General features: G+C 72.2%; 14 protein-coding genes. 5 read left to right on the top strand and 9 right to left on the bottom strand.

Translation table 11 applies throughout. The annotated features are described in order from the left end of the window. The first annotated feature begins 79 nt into the window (after positions 1-79). From ACFY6S_RS01885 to ACFY6S_RS01870, 4 genes are all read left to right on the top strand, one after another. Positions 80-1,792, top strand: a complete 1,713-nt coding sequence (locus ACFY6S_RS01885) for an ATP-binding protein (RefSeq protein ID WP_388829385.1) — start codon at positions 80-82, stop codon at positions 1,790-1,792. Further along, positions 1,789-2,499: a response regulator gene (locus ACFY6S_RS01880; RefSeq protein WP_388829382.1), complete on the top strand. Its 711-nt coding sequence runs from the start codon at positions 1,789-1,791 to the stop codon at positions 2,497-2,499. The genes ACFY6S_RS01885 and ACFY6S_RS01880 overlap by 4 nt, the downstream gene beginning before the upstream one ends. A 111-nt stretch (positions 2,500-2,610) precedes the next feature. Further along, positions 2,611-3,324 (top strand): TetR/AcrR family transcriptional regulator, encoded by a 714-nt coding sequence (locus tag ACFY6S_RS01875; RefSeq protein ID WP_388829379.1) that lies wholly within the window; start codon positions 2,611-2,613, stop codon positions 3,322-3,324. A gap of 50 nt (positions 3,325-3,374) precedes the next feature. Further along, complete coding sequence (locus ACFY6S_RS01870) at positions 3,375-4,505, top strand: FAD-dependent oxidoreductase (protein WP_388829376.1); 1,131 nt, start codon at positions 3,375-3,377, stop codon at positions 4,503-4,505. A gap of 3 nt (positions 4,506-4,508) precedes the next feature. Here ACFY6S_RS01870 and aztD read toward each other — a convergent pair whose 3' ends face one another. From aztD to aztB, 4 genes are read right to left on the bottom strand one after another with little or no spacing between them, the layout of a single operon-like run. Further along, positions 4,509-5,705: a zinc metallochaperone AztD gene (gene aztD, locus ACFY6S_RS01865; RefSeq protein ID WP_388829373.1), complete on the bottom strand. Its 1,197-nt coding sequence runs from the start codon at positions 5,703-5,705 to the stop codon at positions 4,509-4,511. A 50-nt stretch (positions 5,706-5,755) separates the two neighbouring features. Next, positions 5,756-6,748: a zinc ABC transporter substrate-binding protein AztC gene (gene aztC, locus ACFY6S_RS01860; RefSeq protein WP_388829370.1), complete on the bottom strand. Its 993-nt coding sequence runs from the start codon at positions 6,746-6,748 to the stop codon at positions 5,756-5,758. Beyond that, positions 6,745-7,998: a hypothetical protein gene (locus ACFY6S_RS01855; RefSeq protein WP_388829367.1), complete on the bottom strand. Its 1,254-nt coding sequence runs from the start codon at positions 7,996-7,998 to the stop codon at positions 6,745-6,747. The genes aztC and ACFY6S_RS01855 overlap by 4 nt, the downstream gene beginning before the upstream one ends. After that, positions 7,995-8,876: a zinc ABC transporter permease AztB gene (gene aztB / locus ACFY6S_RS01850; RefSeq protein WP_388829364.1), complete on the bottom strand. Its 882-nt coding sequence runs from the start codon at positions 8,874-8,876 to the stop codon at positions 7,995-7,997. The genes ACFY6S_RS01855 and aztB overlap by 4 nt, the downstream gene beginning before the upstream one ends. 16 nt (positions 8,877-8,892) lie before the next feature. Between aztB and aztA the strand changes: the two genes are divergently transcribed. Then, complete coding sequence (gene aztA / locus ACFY6S_RS01845; protein ID WP_388829361.1) at positions 8,893-9,642, top strand: zinc ABC transporter ATP-binding protein AztA; 750 nt, start codon at positions 8,893-8,895, stop codon at positions 9,640-9,642. Between the two features lie 81 nt (positions 9,643-9,723). Here aztA and ACFY6S_RS01840 read toward each other — a convergent pair whose 3' ends face one another. The 5 genes from ACFY6S_RS01840 to hypF are packed head-to-tail and all read right to left on the bottom strand — an operon-like array spanning position 9,724 to position 15,658. Further along, positions 9,724-10,485 (bottom strand): DUF6390 family protein, encoded by a 762-nt coding sequence (locus ACFY6S_RS01840; RefSeq protein ID WP_388829358.1) that lies wholly within the window; start codon positions 10,483-10,485, stop codon positions 9,724-9,726. Then, complete coding sequence (gene hypE, locus ACFY6S_RS01835; protein ID WP_388829724.1) at positions 10,486-11,589, bottom strand: hydrogenase expression/formation protein HypE; 1,104 nt, start codon at positions 11,587-11,589, stop codon at positions 10,486-10,488. Between the two features lie 23 nt (positions 11,590-11,612). Then, positions 11,613-12,716 carry a hydrogenase formation protein HypD gene (gene hypD, locus ACFY6S_RS01830; protein WP_388829355.1) on the bottom strand — a complete coding sequence of 368 codons (1,104 nt, stop codon included), beginning with the start codon at positions 12,714-12,716 and terminating at the stop codon, positions 11,613-11,615. Then, complete coding sequence (locus ACFY6S_RS01825) at positions 12,713-13,009, bottom strand: HypC/HybG/HupF family hydrogenase formation chaperone (RefSeq protein ID WP_388829352.1); 297 nt, start codon at positions 13,007-13,009, stop codon at positions 12,713-12,715. The genes hypD and ACFY6S_RS01825 overlap by 4 nt, the downstream gene beginning before the upstream one ends. 48 nt (positions 13,010-13,057) lie before the next feature. Further along, positions 13,058-15,658 (bottom strand): carbamoyltransferase HypF, encoded by a 2,601-nt coding sequence (hypF, locus tag ACFY6S_RS01820; RefSeq protein WP_388829349.1) that lies wholly within the window; start codon positions 15,656-15,658, stop codon positions 13,058-13,060. Between the last annotated feature and the right edge of the window lie 2 nt (positions 15,659-15,660).

The raw sequence follows: 15,660 nt of genomic DNA, 5'->3' as shown, positions 1-15,660 counted from the left end.
CCGGATCCCCGGCGCCATGATTGTCCGACGCGGCGGGCATCGCCGTGTCCTTGTGCTGTCGGAGAAGATTGAATCCATTGTGTTCGCGAGATTCCGCCGGCTGACCCTGGCGGGTGAGCTGCTCGTCCTCCAACTCGCCCTCATCGTGGTGGTCGTGGCGGCCGTGGGCGCGGTCTCGCTGGCACAGTCCGAAGCCACCTTCGACCGGGTCGAGGGGCGCCGGGTGACGGCGCTCGCCGAGCAGCTGGCCTGGAATCCGCTGGTCCGCGGCAGACTCGGGAAGCCCGCTCCCGGCGAGGTGCTCGCCCCGCTGGTGCACAGTACACAGGCCCAGTCCGGAGTGACATCGGTGACCGTGGCCGACGCCGAGGGACGGGCCGTCGCCTCCACCGACCCCACCCTGGTCGGCACACCGCTGCCGCTCGTGGACGGCCGGACCGCCGACGACCGCAGCGGATGGTCCGGCCATATCCGGGTCGGCGGAGCCCAGGAACTGGCGGCGCGGGCCCCGGTCCTCGGCGCCTCACCGGCGGACCGGGGCAGCCACCTCGGCACGGTGATGATCGGTGTCGCCGCGCCGACGGTCTGGCAGCGGCTGGCCGGAGCCTCCTCGTACCTGGTGCTCTATCTGGGGATCGCCGTCGTCCTCGGGGTCCTCGGCTCGTGGTTGCTGGCCCGGCGCATCAAACGACAGACTCTCGGCATGGAGCCACGCGAGATCGCCGGCCTCGCCGAGCACCGGGAAGCCATGCTCTACGGCATCGCCGAGGGCGTGATCGCCCTCGATCCGGCGCTGCGCGTCACGCTGGTGAACGAGGTGGGGCGACGGCTGCTGGACCTGCCCGAGCGCTGCGTCGGCATGAGCCTGACGGAGCTGGGCATCGAGGAACGCCTCTACGACGTGCTGGCGGGCAAGGACGGGCAGGGCGGCAAGGGTGTCCCGACCGGCAAGAGCGGTTCCGCCGGCCGGAGGGAGGGCCCCGGCACCGCCGGGCGGGACGCGGGCGACGCGATCGCCATCCGGGGCGGCCGGGTGCTGGTGATGAACCGGATGACCGTCGTCAAGGACGGCCGCTCCCTCGGCTCGGTGACCACGCTGCGGGACCGTACCGAACTGGCCAGGCTCGAACGCGAACTGGGCTCCTTCCGCTCCACCACCGAACTGCTCCGCGCGCAGGCGCACGAGTTCGCCAATCAGCTCCACATCATCTCCGGGCTGACCCAGATGGACGAGCCCGAGGAGGTGCTGCGCTACATCCGCGTGCTCAGCGGCCACCGCAAGTCGCTGGGCCTCCAGGTGACCAGCCGGATCGACGACACCGCCGTCGCCGCCCTGGTGATGGCCAAGTCCTCTCTGGCCGCCGAGCGCAAGGTGCGGTTGCGGCTCTCCGAGCGCACGGCGCTGCCGAGGCTGGGGCCCGCTGACTCCGCCGATGTGGCGACGGTGACCGGGAACCTCGTGGACAACGCCATCGACGCCGCAGCCGAGGGGGGCGGGGACGAGGCATGGGTGGAGGTGGAGTTGCGCCACGACGCCTCCGGCGTGGAGATCGTGGTGCGGGACTCGGGTCCCGGGGTGGCGCCGGGACTGGCCCACGAGGTCTTCGCCCGCGGCTTCACCACCAAGGCCGCCCGCGGCGGCGAACGCGGTATCGGACTGGCGCTCACCCAACTGGTCGGCACCCGACGCGGCGGTGAGGTGGCGGTCACCAACACCGACGACGGCGCGGTGTTCACCGCGCACATGCCCGTGGGGCGACTCGCCCACGAGACGATGGAGGCGGTCCGGTGATCGACGTGCTCGTGGTCGACGACGACTTCATGGTCTCGCGGATCAACAGCGGCTTCGTCGGCCGGTGCGAGGGCTTCCGCGTCGTCGGCGAGGCGAACTCCGGGGAGCAGGCGCTCGCGCGGATCGCGGAACGCGCCCCGGACCTGGTGCTGCTCGACCTCTATCTCCCCGATGTCTTCGGACTCGATGTCATCAGCCGGCTCCGGGCGACGGGGCACACCTGCGACTTCCTGGTGGTCAGCGCGGCGCGCGAGCTGGAGACGGTGCGCGGCGCCGTACGCCACGGGGTCGTCGACTACCTTCTGAAACCGTTCGACTTCGACGACCTGCGGGTCCGGCTGGAGCAGTACGCGGCGCAGCGGGCGAGCCTGGACAACGCCGTCATCAGCGGGCAGCGGGACGTCGACCGGCTGCTGACCCGTCCCGGTACGGCGGCACCGGCGGCGGCTCCCGCCGTACCCAAGGGCATGAGCCCCGAGACGGCGGACCTCGTCGTCCGCGCCCTGCGCGACACCGAGGGAACCCTCTCCGCCCGTGAGTGCGCCGTTCTCATCGGCGTCTCCCGGGTCAGCGCGCGCCGCTATCTGGAGCACCTCACCGTCACCGGCGACGTCGACGTCTCCTTGCGCTACGGCGTGGCCGGCCGCCCGGAACGCCGCTACCGCTGGCTGCCCGCCGAGCGCGCCGGGAGCCGGCCCCGGCGCTGAGGCCCCGCCGCCCGACACGGACGAGTACGGAACCTCCATACGAAGAATGTATCGACGAACACGTTCGTCACGGACTTGTCTCTGACGAACGCGTTCGTTACGGTGGGAGGCATGGATCCCCACACCGAACCGCGCAGCCGTCGGGAGCGCCCCGCGAAGCCGGCCCTGAGCCGGGCCGTGATCGTGGCCACCGCCATGGAGATCACCCGGGCCGAGGGCCTGCGGAAAGTCACCATGCGACGGCTGGCGCGCGAGCTGGACACCGGCCCGGCGTCGCTCTACGTCTACGTCAGCAACACCGCCGCACTGCACGCGGCGATCCTCGACGAATTCCTGGGGACGGTCGAGGCCCCGGCCGAGGGGGAGTGGCAGGAGCGGTTGGAAGGGCTGCTCACCGCCTACACCTCCGTACTCCTCGCCCACCCGGGACTGGCCGCTTCGGCACTGGTGGCCCGCCCCGGCGGGCCGCGCTATCTGGCCCTGCTCGAAAGGCTGCTGGGGCTGCTGGACGAGGGCGGGGTGCCCGGCGGACGGGCCGCCTGGGGTGTGGACACCCTGATGCTGCACGCGACCGCGACGGCCGCCGAGCACGCGGGCCGGGACGGCACGGACGGCGAGCGGGAGGACTGGGACGCCCTGGCCCACGCCATCGACACGGTGGACGAGCGCACCCACCCGCGTATCGCGGCCCTCGGCGCCGACCTGATGTCCGGCGCCCCGCACGAGCGGCTGTCCTGGGGCTTCCGCACCCTGATCAACGGCATCGCGCGCACCCCGAACCCGTTCGCCGCCCCGGACGACGACGCGGCCGTCGCGGACCGCTGAACACCACATCCGGCCCGCCGGGCCGGTCCGACACGTCACGGAGAAGCACCATGAACACACACCATCGCATCGCCGTCGTGGGCGCCGGTCTCGGCGGCCTGACACTCGCCCGGGTCCTGCACGTCAACGGCATCGAAGCGGCCGTCTACGACCAGGAGGCGTCCCGGGACGTGCGCCACCAGGGCGGCATGCTCGACATCCACGAGGAATCGGGCCAGGCGGCCCTGAGCGCCGCCGGTCTCCTGGCGGACTTCCGCCGGCTGGTGCTGCCCGGAGGACAGGCCACACGGGTCCTCGACCAACACGCCGAGGTCCGCATGGCCCAGGAGGACGACGGCACGGGCACCCGCCCCGAGGTCGAACGGGGGCAGCTGCGCGACCTGCTGCTCGACGCGCTGCCCGAGGGCACCGTCCGGTGGGGCGCCAAGGCCGCCGGGGTCCGTACCCTCGACGACGGCCGCCACGAGGTGACCCTCGCCGACGGCGCCGTGTTCACCGCCGACCTGCTGGTCGGCGCGGACGGAGCCTGGTCGAGGGTGCGCCCGCTGGTCTCGGACGCCCTCCCGACGTACACCGGCTTCTCGATGGTAGAGGTGAACCTCCGGGACGCGGACACCCGCCACCCCGCCAGCGCCTCGGTCGTCGGCGGCGGGGTCCTCTTCGCACTCGGCGCGGGCAAGGGCTTCCTCGCCCACCGCGAGTCCGACGGCTGCCTGCACACCTACGCCACGCTCGAAGTCCCGGAGAACTGGGTCACCACCATCGACTTCAGCGACACCGCGACCGCCAAGGAAGCCGTGCTGGCGCTCTTTCCCGACTGGGACCCGAGCCTGCGGGCGCTGGTGGCCGACGCGGACGGCGCCCTCGTGCCGCGCGCGATCCACGCGCTGCCCGTCGGCCACCGCTGGGAGCGCGTGCCCGGTGTCACACTGCTCGGGGACGCCGCCCACCTGATGTCCCCCTTCGCCGGGGAGGGCGCCAACCTCGCGATGATCGACGCGGCCGATCTCGGCCTGGCCCTGGCCGCCTCCCCCGACGGCACCGAGGGCGCGCTGGCCGCGTACGAGCGGGGAATGTTCCCGCGCGCCGAGGCGGCCGCCGCCGACTCCGCCGCCGGACTCGCCCTGTGCTTCGCCGACGACGCGCCCCGGGGGCTGCTGGAGATGTTCGCCTCGGCGTGAGCGTCAGTGCGCCGTCACACCGCTCACCTCGTTCACGGCCTTCGGCAGTGTCACCGACGCCGACCGCTCACCGGAGGCGAGGTCGATCGCCAGCAGCTTCCTGTGCGCGGGATCCGACACGTACGCGGTGGTGTCCCGTACGAACAGCGCCGGGCGCGGCTGCTGCCAGTCCAGCGGCTCCTGCCAGGAGCCGAGGGCCGCGATCCGCCGGGTGACCTTGCCCGTCGACGGGTCGATGACATGGATCCTGCCGTCGGTCCCGAGGACGAGCGCCTCACCGTGCGGGCCCCGCGCGAGCGAGCGGAAGGTGTAGCTGGTGCCGAGGTCGATCAGCCGCAGCCTGCCCGTCACCGTGTCGATCAGCGACACCTGCTCGGGGCGCTCCAGCTCCGCGTCCTTGTCCTTCTTGTAGTCGCCCAGCACGACCGGCGAGGCGTCGGAACCGGCCTGGTTGCCGATCCTGCCGTACGCGTCGGGGCTGCTGACCTTCTTGACGGCGCCGTCCCGGTAGATCAGGGCTCCGTCCTCGCAGCCGATGACCACCGCTTCGTCGCGTGCGGTGGCCTCGCCGTGCACCCCGGGGCACTCCTCGCTGCGGACGATCTCCTCGCGGTCCTTGTCCAGCACGGTGATGCCGACCCGCTTCTCCTCCGTGCCGAGCGTCGTCAGGAGTTCTCCGTCGGCCAGCTGGATGGCCACGCCGTGATGCGCGTGGGCGGAGGAGTACGTCTCGGCCTGCGGCTTCGTGTCACCGAGGTCCTTCGGATCGAAGACGGTGACCTCGCCCGTGCCGTCGGCGAAGAGCACCGTACGGCCCGCGTGGCGCACGACGTGGCCCGGCTTGGCGCCCTTGAACTCGACGTCCGTGAGCCGCCGCCCCACCGCGTCCATGACACGGAAGCCGGTGGCGGTGGAGACCATCACATGGCGGTCGTCGCCCGCCGGGTTGACCCGGTTGAACCCGGCCAGCGGTATGTCCTCGGCGACCTTCAGCGTCGTGCCGTCCAGGACGTACAGACCGCCGTCGTACGTGGTGACGATCGGGTTCTCCACCGGCGGCGCCGAGGGGGCCGTCGACCCGCCCGCCTTCGTGGCCGAGGGCTCCGACCGCGCGCCGCCGCACGCGGTGAGCGCGGCGGAGCCCGCCAGCAGCAGGGCGATGGCGGCGGCTGTTCTGGGGCGTGTCATGTTCTTCCTCATGTGTTGTTCCTTTCGACGCCGACGCGCGGCGCGTTGTCCGGAGCGGTCGCTCACGACCGGCGAGGTGCTGGTTCCTCGGGGATCAGGCCCGCGGTGATGGACCTGGTGTTGGCGCGCATCATGTCCAGATAGGTGGCGGCTCCTTCGCCTTCGGCGGTGAGGGACTCGGAGAACAGCGGCACGACGGCGACATCGAGGCCGCTTTCACGTTTGAGCACCTGGGCCAGCCGGTCCGGTTGCGAGGCATCCGCGAAGACCGCCCGGACGCCTGCCTTCTCGACGGCGTCGGCCAGCGATTTCAGATCCGAAGCGCTGGGTGACGCCAGGGTGGTCCCGCTCGGGATCACGGCACCGACGACGCGGAATCCGAACCGCTGCGCCAGATAGCCGAAGACATGGTGATTGGTCACCAACTGCCGCTTGTCCGGCGGTATCCGGTCGAATTCCTTCCGCATCCAGCTGGTGAGTTCCGTGACCTCGGCGGAGTACGCCGCGGCGTTCTTCCGGACGGCCGCCGCGTCGACGCCGGCGATCCGCTCGACGACCTGTTCCGCGATGAGATCGACCGCCTCGGCGACCCGTTCGGGATCGGTCCAGAAGTGCGGGTCCAGGGCGTCCGCGTTCTCGCCCGCCCCGTACCCGAGCGGGTCGACGCCCTCGGCGACGGCCAGGGTGGCGACGCCCGCCGCCCGTGCGGCCTCCACCGGGCGCAGTACGTTCTCCTCCAGGCCGAGCCCGTTGTACACGACGAGGTCGGCCCGTTCCACGGAGGCGGCCTGGGGCGCGGAGATACCGAAGGAGTGCGGATCGGCGTTGGGACGCATCAGGACCGTCACCGCGGCCTCGTCACCGACGACGCGCCGGGTGATGTCACCGAGGATGTTCGTGGTGACCACCACGCTGGGACGGCCGCGCTCCTGCCCGGCGCAGCCGCTCACCCCCAGGACGAGCAGGGCGCAGAGCGACGGCAGCAGCAACGACCGGGCGAGCGCGGAGCGCAGCGGTACGGACCGGGGCGGCGCGGGCCGGCGGGGGTTCGTCATCGTCCGGTCTCCACCATGTACGTGGGCGCGAAGTCGAGCGGGAAGGTACGGGCGAGCCGGAGGTCGTCGTTGTAGTCGATCTCGTAGACCTTCCGCGCGGCGGCGTCATTGACGTACGCGCGGCCGGTGTCGACCTCGATGACGGCGGACGCCGCCCCCTTCGCGGAGAGCAGGGGCACCCGGGCGGTGCGCGCGCCGGTGCCGGTGTCGTACGCGGCGAGCGCGCCGTCCGCGCCGAGCACGAGCAGGGGCGCGCCCTCGCCCGCAGTGTTGACGGCGACGACCGGACCCGTCTCCACCCGGGTCCAGGCGCGGTCGGTGACATCGAGGACCCAGACGGCGTCCTCGCCCGACGGGGCCACGACGGTGGTGCCGCCCGCGCGGTGGCGCAGGTCCACGGCGCGCTCCGAGGCGCTCACCCGGGAGCCGTAGGGGATCTTCTCGGCACGGAACGTGCCCTTCTCCTCGGTGACCAGCAGGGCCCCGTCGGCACATCCGAAGACCACGCCCCGGCGGGTCACGGCTTCGCCCCGGGCGTCGGCGCACGGTTCGTCGAGCACCGCCACATCCGCTCCCTCCCTGCTCAGCACCTGTACGGAGTCGTGATCGGCTCCTGCGGCGGCGACCAGGAGATGTTCCCGATAGGGGACGACCGCTCCTCGCCCCGCGCCGTCCAGGACCCGGCCACGGCCCACGGCGCCGTTCTCCAACTCCGCACGGTCGAGCAGCAGGGCGGTGCCGGTCCCGGAGGAGAGCGCGGTCAGGGCCGGATCGCCGTGGACATGGGCGTCGGCCGTCGCGTCGGCCGTGCCGACGTCACGGATCGTGGTCCGGTAGTAGTGCACATGGTCGCCGTGGTCCACCGTCCAGGCCCCGCTGTCGAGGACGCGGGTCGCGCCGGAGGTGCCGAGGTAGGCGAACCTGCCGTCGGTGCGCAGCTCTTGAACGCCCTCGGCGCGCTTCAGCGGCGTCACCTTCTCACCGATCAGGTCCAGCACGCCGACCGCGCCGGTGTCCGCGTCCGCCAGTACGAGCCGGGACTGCTGTTCCGAGGTCTCCTCGGCTCCCTCGACATAACCGTGCGGGGCGGCCGTGCCGCTCGACCGCGCCTTCGGGTCCGCCCGGTCGGCGCCGTCGCCGCTCCCGCATCCGGTCAGCAGCGCGGGGCCGAGGAGAAGGGCGCAGGACAGCACCGTCAGGGTGCGGGTTCTGCCAGGTGCGCGGGGCACGGGGGGTGTTGGCGATGTCATGACGGATGTCCGTATTCCAGGTGAGGGCGGTCGGTGCCGGGGGCGGGCGTCGCGGAGCGCGCCAACCGGTCGCGGAGACCGGCCGCCAGAGTCGAGAGGGTGAACTGAAGGAGAGCGGTCGCGGCGATGGTCGCTCCGGCGGCCGTGTGGAGGTGCCAGGAGAGCAGCAGCCCGAGGAAGGTCGCGCTCATTCCCAGACCGGCGGCCCCGGCCATGATCACCGGAATGCGACGGGCCCACGGCAGCACGGCGGCCGGGGGAGCGATCAGCAGGCCGAAGACCAGCAGGGTGCCCACGATGTGGAAGGACGCGACGATCGCCAGGGTGAGCAGGCAGAGCAGCGCCGTGTGCGCGGCCCGCGGCCTCAGCCCCAGGGTGTGCGCCTTGCGCTCGTCGAAGGCCAGGGCGACGAACGACCGGTGCCCCGCTACGGATACGGCCAGCGCGACACACGCCGCGATCCCGAGGTGGGCGAGATCGACCGGACGTACGGCGAGCACCTCGCCGAAGAGGAAACCGGTCAGGTCGACGGCGAACGACTGCGAGCGGGAGACGATGATCACGCCCAGCGACAGCATTCCCACGAAGAGCAGCCCGATACTGGTGTCCTGCGACAGCCGGGGCGACCGGCCGACCACACTGACGCCCAGCGCCATGACGGCCGCGCTCACCGCCGCGCCCACCAGCAGATTCGCCCCGAGGAGCGAGGCCAGGGCGATACCGGGAAGCATGCCGTGGGACATGGCGTCGCCGAAGAACGCCATACCGCGCAGCACCACCCAGGTGCCGGCGAGGGCGCAGATCAGCGCCACCAGCATGCCGCTCCACAGGGCCCGTTGAACAAAAGCCACCTCGAAGGGGCCCGTCAGCCATTCCATGAGGCCGCACTCTATAATGAAAATGATTATCAAAACAACAAGGAGAGTGGGAGGCGATCGTGTGAACCCCGGACAAGTGGTGCTCGGCGAGGTGTCGGCCGGCTATGCCAACCGTGTGGTGCTCAGACAACTCACCACGCGCATACCGGCGTTCACCACCACCGCGGTGGTGGGGCCGAACGGCTCGGGCAAATCCACCCTGCTCGGCGTGCTGGCCGGGGTGATCCCGGTGACCGGGGGAACGGTGACGCACCGGACCGGCCGCCGCCCGGCGTTCGTGGTGCAGCGGAGCAAGGCGGCCGACGCGCTGCCGCTCACCGCGCGGGAGACCGTGGCGATGGGGAGATGGGGACATCTCGGACCGTGGAAGCGGCTCTCCCGTGACGACCGGACGAAGGTGGGGGAGTGCATGGAGAGGCTCGGCGTCAGCGCCCTCGCCCACCGGCAGCTGGGCGAGCTGTCCGGCGGCCAGCGTCAACGCGTCCTGGTCGCGCAGGGGTTGGCGCAGGAAGCGGACCTGCTGCTGCTCGACGAGCCCACCACAGGGCTGGACGCGACGGCCCGGAGCCTGATCGCCGATGTGCTCGCCGAGATCACCGCGGACGGGGTCACGGTCGTCCAGGCGACCCACGACCTGGACGCGGCGTCGACGGCGGGGCACGTCCTGCTGCTCCGCGAGGGGGTGTTGTGCGACGCGGGGACACCGGACACGGTGCTGGGCGACCGGCCCGCCGAGCGGCTCCACACCCCGGCCGGGCCCGGATGAACGGCGGACGGCCCCGCCGGGCCGGCGCCTGCCTCGCGCCCGCCGCCGGGAGAACGGGCGCGAGGCAGGCCCCGGCCCGTATCACCCCGGCGCGGCCGTGGTCCCGGCGGTGGTCCTGCCGGGCGCTTCGAGCGGAGCCAGGCCCTGGGCCCGGAGCTGGCGGGCCTCCGCCGCCTCGATACGAGCCGCCTGGGACGGCGTGATGACGTCGCACACCCAGTCCCAGTGCAGCGCCACCAGATCGCCGGGCGCGAGACCAGGGATCAGCGACCGGCCGTCCCGCGACCAGCGCACGGACTCCTGGCGCGGCCGGCCCGGAACCAGATGGGCGCCCGTCCAGCTCAGGGCCCGGCACTCGACGGTGGCCGACTCACCGTGCACCGAACGGACCCGCCCGGTACGGATACGGCACCGGTCGAGGACGGAGAGCGCCGTCGGATGGGCCGAGGCCCGCAGCAGACCGGCCCACGGATACACGTCGAAGACCTGGAAACTGTGGTGGGCCAGGGCCCGGTCCGACGCCTCGCGCCAGGTGCCGCCCAGCTGGCCCCGGAACCGGTCGCGCATCCGGGCCAGCAGATCGGCGGGGTCGGTCAGGTCGAGCAGCTCGTTGCCGATCCAGTACGCCTCGACCACCCGCTCGTCCAGGGGGTCGGGGATGCCGGCGCTCTCGGCGAGCAGTTCGAGATAACACCACGCACCCTCGAACCTCCGGGCATGGCCCTCGATGGCCGCCGTCGCCTCCGCGCGGAACAGGGCGGAGGCGTCGGCGGGCCCGCAGTAGCCCAGTTCGTTGGGCGGATAGGCGTACCGCGCGAAGAGGACCGCGCCGCGCTCGCTCATTCAGCAGATCCTCGGAAGCTGTTCCCCGACCGGCAGGCCGACCACCCGGGAGCCGCCCAGACCGGTCCTGGCGACCACCATGCCCGGATGCTCCGGCACACACGTGCCGATCCGGCGCGCCCCGCGCCCCAGCGGATGGCCCGTCATGGCGGCGAGGACCCGTTCGGCGGCGTCGGCCGGCACGATGGCGATCAGCTTGCCCTCGTTCGCCACCTGGAGCGGGTCGAGCCCCAGCAGGCTGCACGCGTCCCGCACCGTTTCCGGTACGGGCAGCTCCCGCTCGATCAGCTCGACACCGACCCCCGAGGCGGTGGCGATCTCGTTGAGCGAGGCCGCCACGCCTCCGCGGGTGGGATCGCGCAGCACATGTACGTCGGCGCCGGTCGCGATCATCGCGGCGACCAGCCCGTGCAGCGGCGCGGTGTCGCTCTCCACCGTCGTGCCGAACTCCAGGCCCTCCCGGCAGCTCATCACCGCCACGCCGTGCACCCCGATGTCGCCGCTGACCAGCACGGCGTCACCGGGCCGCGCGCGACGCGGGCCGATGTCGACACCGTCGGGGATCACACCGATCCCCGAGGTGTTGACAAACACACCGTCCCCGCTGCCGCTGTCGACGACCTTGGTGTCACCGGTGACCAGCCGGACCCCGGCCGCCCGCGCCGCCGCGCCCATATCCTGGGCGATCCGACCGAGGTCGCCCAGCGCGGTCCCCTCCTGGAGGATGAACGCGCAGGACAGATAGAGCGGTACGGCACCCGACATCGCCAGGTCGTTGACCGTCCCGTTCACCGCCAGGTCACCGGTGGAGCCGCCCGGGAAGAACATCGGCTTGACCACGAACGAGTCCGTGGAGAAGGCGAGTCGGGTGCCCTCGCCGACGGTGAGCACGGCGGAGTCGCCCAACTCCGAGGCCGCCGCCGAGCCGTACGCCGGGAGGAAGAGGTGCTCGACCAGCTCGGCCGACATCGCGCCGCCGCCCCCGTGGCCCATCACCACCGTCGGGGTCTCGCGCAGCGGTACGGGGCAGACCCAGCTCTCGAAGTCCAGCTCGACGCCCCGGACGGGGGAGGGCTGAGCCGTCGTCCCGGCCGTCTCGGTCATCTCTGTCACATCAGTCACTTCGGTCACTTCGCATCGACCAGTTCCAGTCGGCGGTACGTGTAGTAAGCGGCGCACGCCCCCTCGGAGGAGACCATCGTGGCGCCGAGCGGATTCCTCGGTGTGCACTCCTTGCCGAACGCGGCGCACGCGTGCGGCTTGATCAGGCCCTGGAGGACCTCGCCCGACCGGCACAGCGACGACTCGGCCGTCCGGATCGCCGCCACGTCGAACCGGCGCTCGGCGTCGAACTCCGCGTATTTCCCGGCCAGTCGCCATCCACTGAGCGGGATCGTCCCGATGCCGCGCCAGGTCCGGTCGGTGACCTCGAACACGTCCCGCAGCATCTCCATGGCGGGCAGGTTCCCCTCGGCCCGCACGGCGCGCGGATAGGCGTTCTCCATCTCGTACCGGCCCTCTTCGAGCTGGAGAACGGTCCTGCGAACGCCCTCCAGGATGTCGAGCGGCTCGAAACCGGTGACCACGATGGGCACGCGGTACCGCTGCGCCAGCGCCGGGTACTGGGCGGTCCCCATCACACTGCACACATGCCCCGCCGCCAGGAACGCCTGGACGCGACAGGTGGGGGACTCCATGATGGCCGCGATCGCGGGCGGAACGAGGACGTGCGAGACGAGCAGCGAGAAGTTGCGCACTCCGAGGCGCCGGGCCTGATACACCGTCATGGCGTTGGCGGGAGCGGTCGTCTCGAAGCCGATTCCGAAGAAGACGACTTCCCTGTCCGGGTTCTCCCGGGCCAGTTTCAGCGCGTCGAGCGGCGAGTACACGACCCGTACGTCACCGCCCGCGCTCTTCACGGAGAACAGGTCCTGCCCACTGCCCGGCACCCGCAGCATGTCGCCGAAGGAACAGAAGATGACACCGGGGCGTGCGGCGATGGCCAGCGCCCGGTCGATGATCTCCAGTGGGGTCACACAGACCGGGCAGCCGGGACCGTGGATCAACTCGATCTGCTCCGGGAGCAGTTGGTCGATCCCGTGCCGGATGATCGAGTGTGTCTGGCCGCCGCAGACCTCCATCATCGCCATCGGCCGGGTCGTGGCCGCGTGGATCTGGTCGAGCAGCCGCTCGGCCAGCTGGGGGTCGCTGAATTCGTCCAGATACTTCACAGGTCCGCTCCTTCCACCGAGTCCCGCTGCCTCGCCGCCAGTTCGAAGCCGTCCCCGAACTCCTCCTCCAGAAGCCCGAGCCTCTCGAAGTTGGCCAGGGTCTCCAGGGCGGATGCCTCGTCGAGCCGCTGGATGGCGAAGCCGACATGGACGACGACGTATTCACCGACCACCGCGTCGGGGACGTACTGGAGACAGACCTCCTTGCGCACACCCCCGAAGTCGACCTCCGCCATCACGGCGCCGTCGACCTCGGCGGTACGCAGGACGCGTCCCGGGACTGCCAGACACATGGTGCCTTCCTTCTCTGCGGGGGTTGAGCCGCTCTCGGTCTCGGGTCGTCAGCCGCCGGACGCCGCGATCAGCAGCTGTCCGAAGGCGAGGCCGCCGTCGTTGGGCGGCAGCAGACGGGGGCGCAGCACGGTGAACTCCCGCTCCGTCAGGGCGCGGTGAGTCGATTCGAGGAGTACGGCGTTCTGGAAGACCCCGCCGCCCAGCGCCACCACACCGAGTCCGGTGCGCTCCCGGCACCTTTCGGCGAGATCGGCGGTGAGGCCGGCGACGGCCGTGTGGAATCGCGCGGAGACCAGCTCCGGCGCGATCCCCGCCCGTACGTCGGAGACCACCGAGCGGACCACCGGCCCCGCGTCGGCGAGGAACGGCTCGCCCGCGCCCGCACTCTCCCGTACGGCGAAGGCGTAGGCGTTCCCGGCGGGCTCCGGCGGCGCCGCGCGCGCCAGGGCCTCCAGCGCGATCGCCGCCTCCGCCTCGTACGCCACCTCGTGCCGGACGCCCGCCAGCGACGCCACCGCGTCGAAGAGGCGGCCCATGCTGGAGGTCGGAACGCAGCCGAAGTCCGTCGCGAACTGATGCGCCAGCACGGAGCGTTCGGCCGCGGGGCAGGCGGCCACCGGCGGCAGGTCCTCGTCCCAGCCGAGACCGGCGGCGCGCAGCTGGGCGAGCGCCATCCGGTACGGCCGGCGCACACTCGCGTCCCCGCCGGCCAGCGGCACATACGCCAGGTGCGCCGCCCGCTGGTACGACTTGTAGCCCGCGATCAGCACCTCGCCGCCCCACACCGCGCCGTCGGTGCCGTGACCCGTGCCGTCGAAGGCGAAGCCGATGACGCTTTCCCCAGCGCCGAGGCCGTGCTCGCCCATCACGGAGGCGATGTGCGCGTGATGGTGCTGCACGGTGCGCACGGCCCGGCCCCTGGCGTGGGTACGGGCCCAGGTGCCGGAGCGGTAACCCGGGTGCCGGTCGGCCACGAGCTGTTCGGGGGTGACGCCGGTCAGCAGCGAGAGATGGTCCGCCGTACGGGTCAGCGCCTCCACCGTGGACAGGTCGTCCAGGTCGCCGATGTGCTGGCTGACCCAGGCGTAGCCGCCCTCGCCCAGGGCGCAGGTGTTCTTCAGGTCGGCGCCCGCAGCGAGCAGCGGCGGGATCTCGAAGGGCAGCGCGAGGGGCAGCGGCGCGTAACCGCGCGATCTGCGTACGGGCAGTTCGGCGCCGGAGGCGAAGCGGCTCACCGAGTCGTCGCACGGCACCTGGATCGTCCGGTCGTGCCGCAGCCAGGCGTCGGCCAGTGGAGCGAGTTCGGCCAGCGCCTCGGCGTCGCCGGTGACGATCGGCTCGCCGGAGCGGTTGCCGGAGGTCATCACGAGTGCGTCGGGGCCCGGCGCGTCACCGTCGAGACCGAGGAGGAGGACGTGCAACGGGGTGTACGGGAGCATCAGTCCGAGATCCGGACTCCCGGGCGCCACGGCGTCCGCGACACCCGCGCCGGGCGCGAGGACACGGCGGTTCAGCAGCACGATCGGCTTTCGGGCCCCGGTCAGCAGCGCTCTCTCGTCCTCCGTCATGGTCACCAGCTCCTCGGCCGCGCCGAGGTCCGCCACCATCACGGCGAACGGCTTGCCGCCCCGCCCCTTGCGCCGCCGCAGCCGGCTGACGGCGGCCTCGTCGCGGGCGTCGCAGGCCAGGTGGTAGCCGCCGAGTCCCTTGACCGCGACGATCCGGCCCGCGGCGAGGAGGCGTCGCGCGGCGCCCAGCGCCTCCTCGCCGTACAGCGGCGGACCGCCGTCCCCGGCGACCAGTTCGAGCCGCGGACCGCAGGCGTGGCAGGCGATCGGCTGGGCGTGGAAGCGCCGGTCGCGCGGGTCGCCGTACTCCGCCCGGCACTCCGCGCACATCGCGAACGCCGCCATGGTGGTCTGCGCGCGGTCGTAGGGCAGACCGGTGACGATCGTGAACCGGGGGCCGCAGTGGGTGCAGGTGATGAAGGGGTGGCGATGCCGGCGGTCGCCCGGGTCGCGCAGCTCCGCCAGGCAGTCCTGGCAGGTCGCGATGTCGGGGGAGACCAGGGTGCGGGCCCGGTCGCCCCCGCTGGACTCCTCGATGGTGAACCCGGCCCCGCCGAGGGGCGGTTGATCCGTCTCCGTCACGGATTCCACCACCGCGAGCGGGGGCGGCCCCGAGCGCAGCCGGCGGCCGAACTCCGTGACCGCGTCCGCGTCGCCCTCCACCTCCGCGATCACTCCGGCGGCCGTGTTGGCGACCGAACCGGTCAGGGACAGCTCGGCGGCCGTGACATACACGAACGGCCGGAACCCCACGCCCTGGACGACCCCGCACACCTCGAACCTGCGACGGACCCGGCGCTCCCGCGGGGCCCGGCCCGCCTCTTCGGGAGCCCGGTCCGCCTCCGCGCGGGCGCCGCTGCCCATTATCTCCAGCCCCGACAGCGCCTCGGCCGCCTTCGCCTCGTCGATGATCTCCATGGCGAAGCCCATGTGGAGCAGGACCCAGTCCCCGGCGGCCGGAGGCGCGTCGAGCATGCCGATGTTGATACGGCGCCGGGCGCCCTCCACATCGACCAGGGCGAGCTGGTCCGCGTACCCCGGCACGATCTCCACGACGCGTCCGGGAATGCCGAGACACATGA

The organism is Streptomyces sp. NPDC012835 (genome assembly GCF_042900885.1).
Lineage (GTDB): Bacteria > Actinomycetota > Actinomycetes > Streptomycetales > Streptomycetaceae > Streptomyces.
The sequence above is the reverse complement of the archived record's forward strand: the minus strand, read 5'-3'. Positions and strand labels throughout refer to the sequence as shown.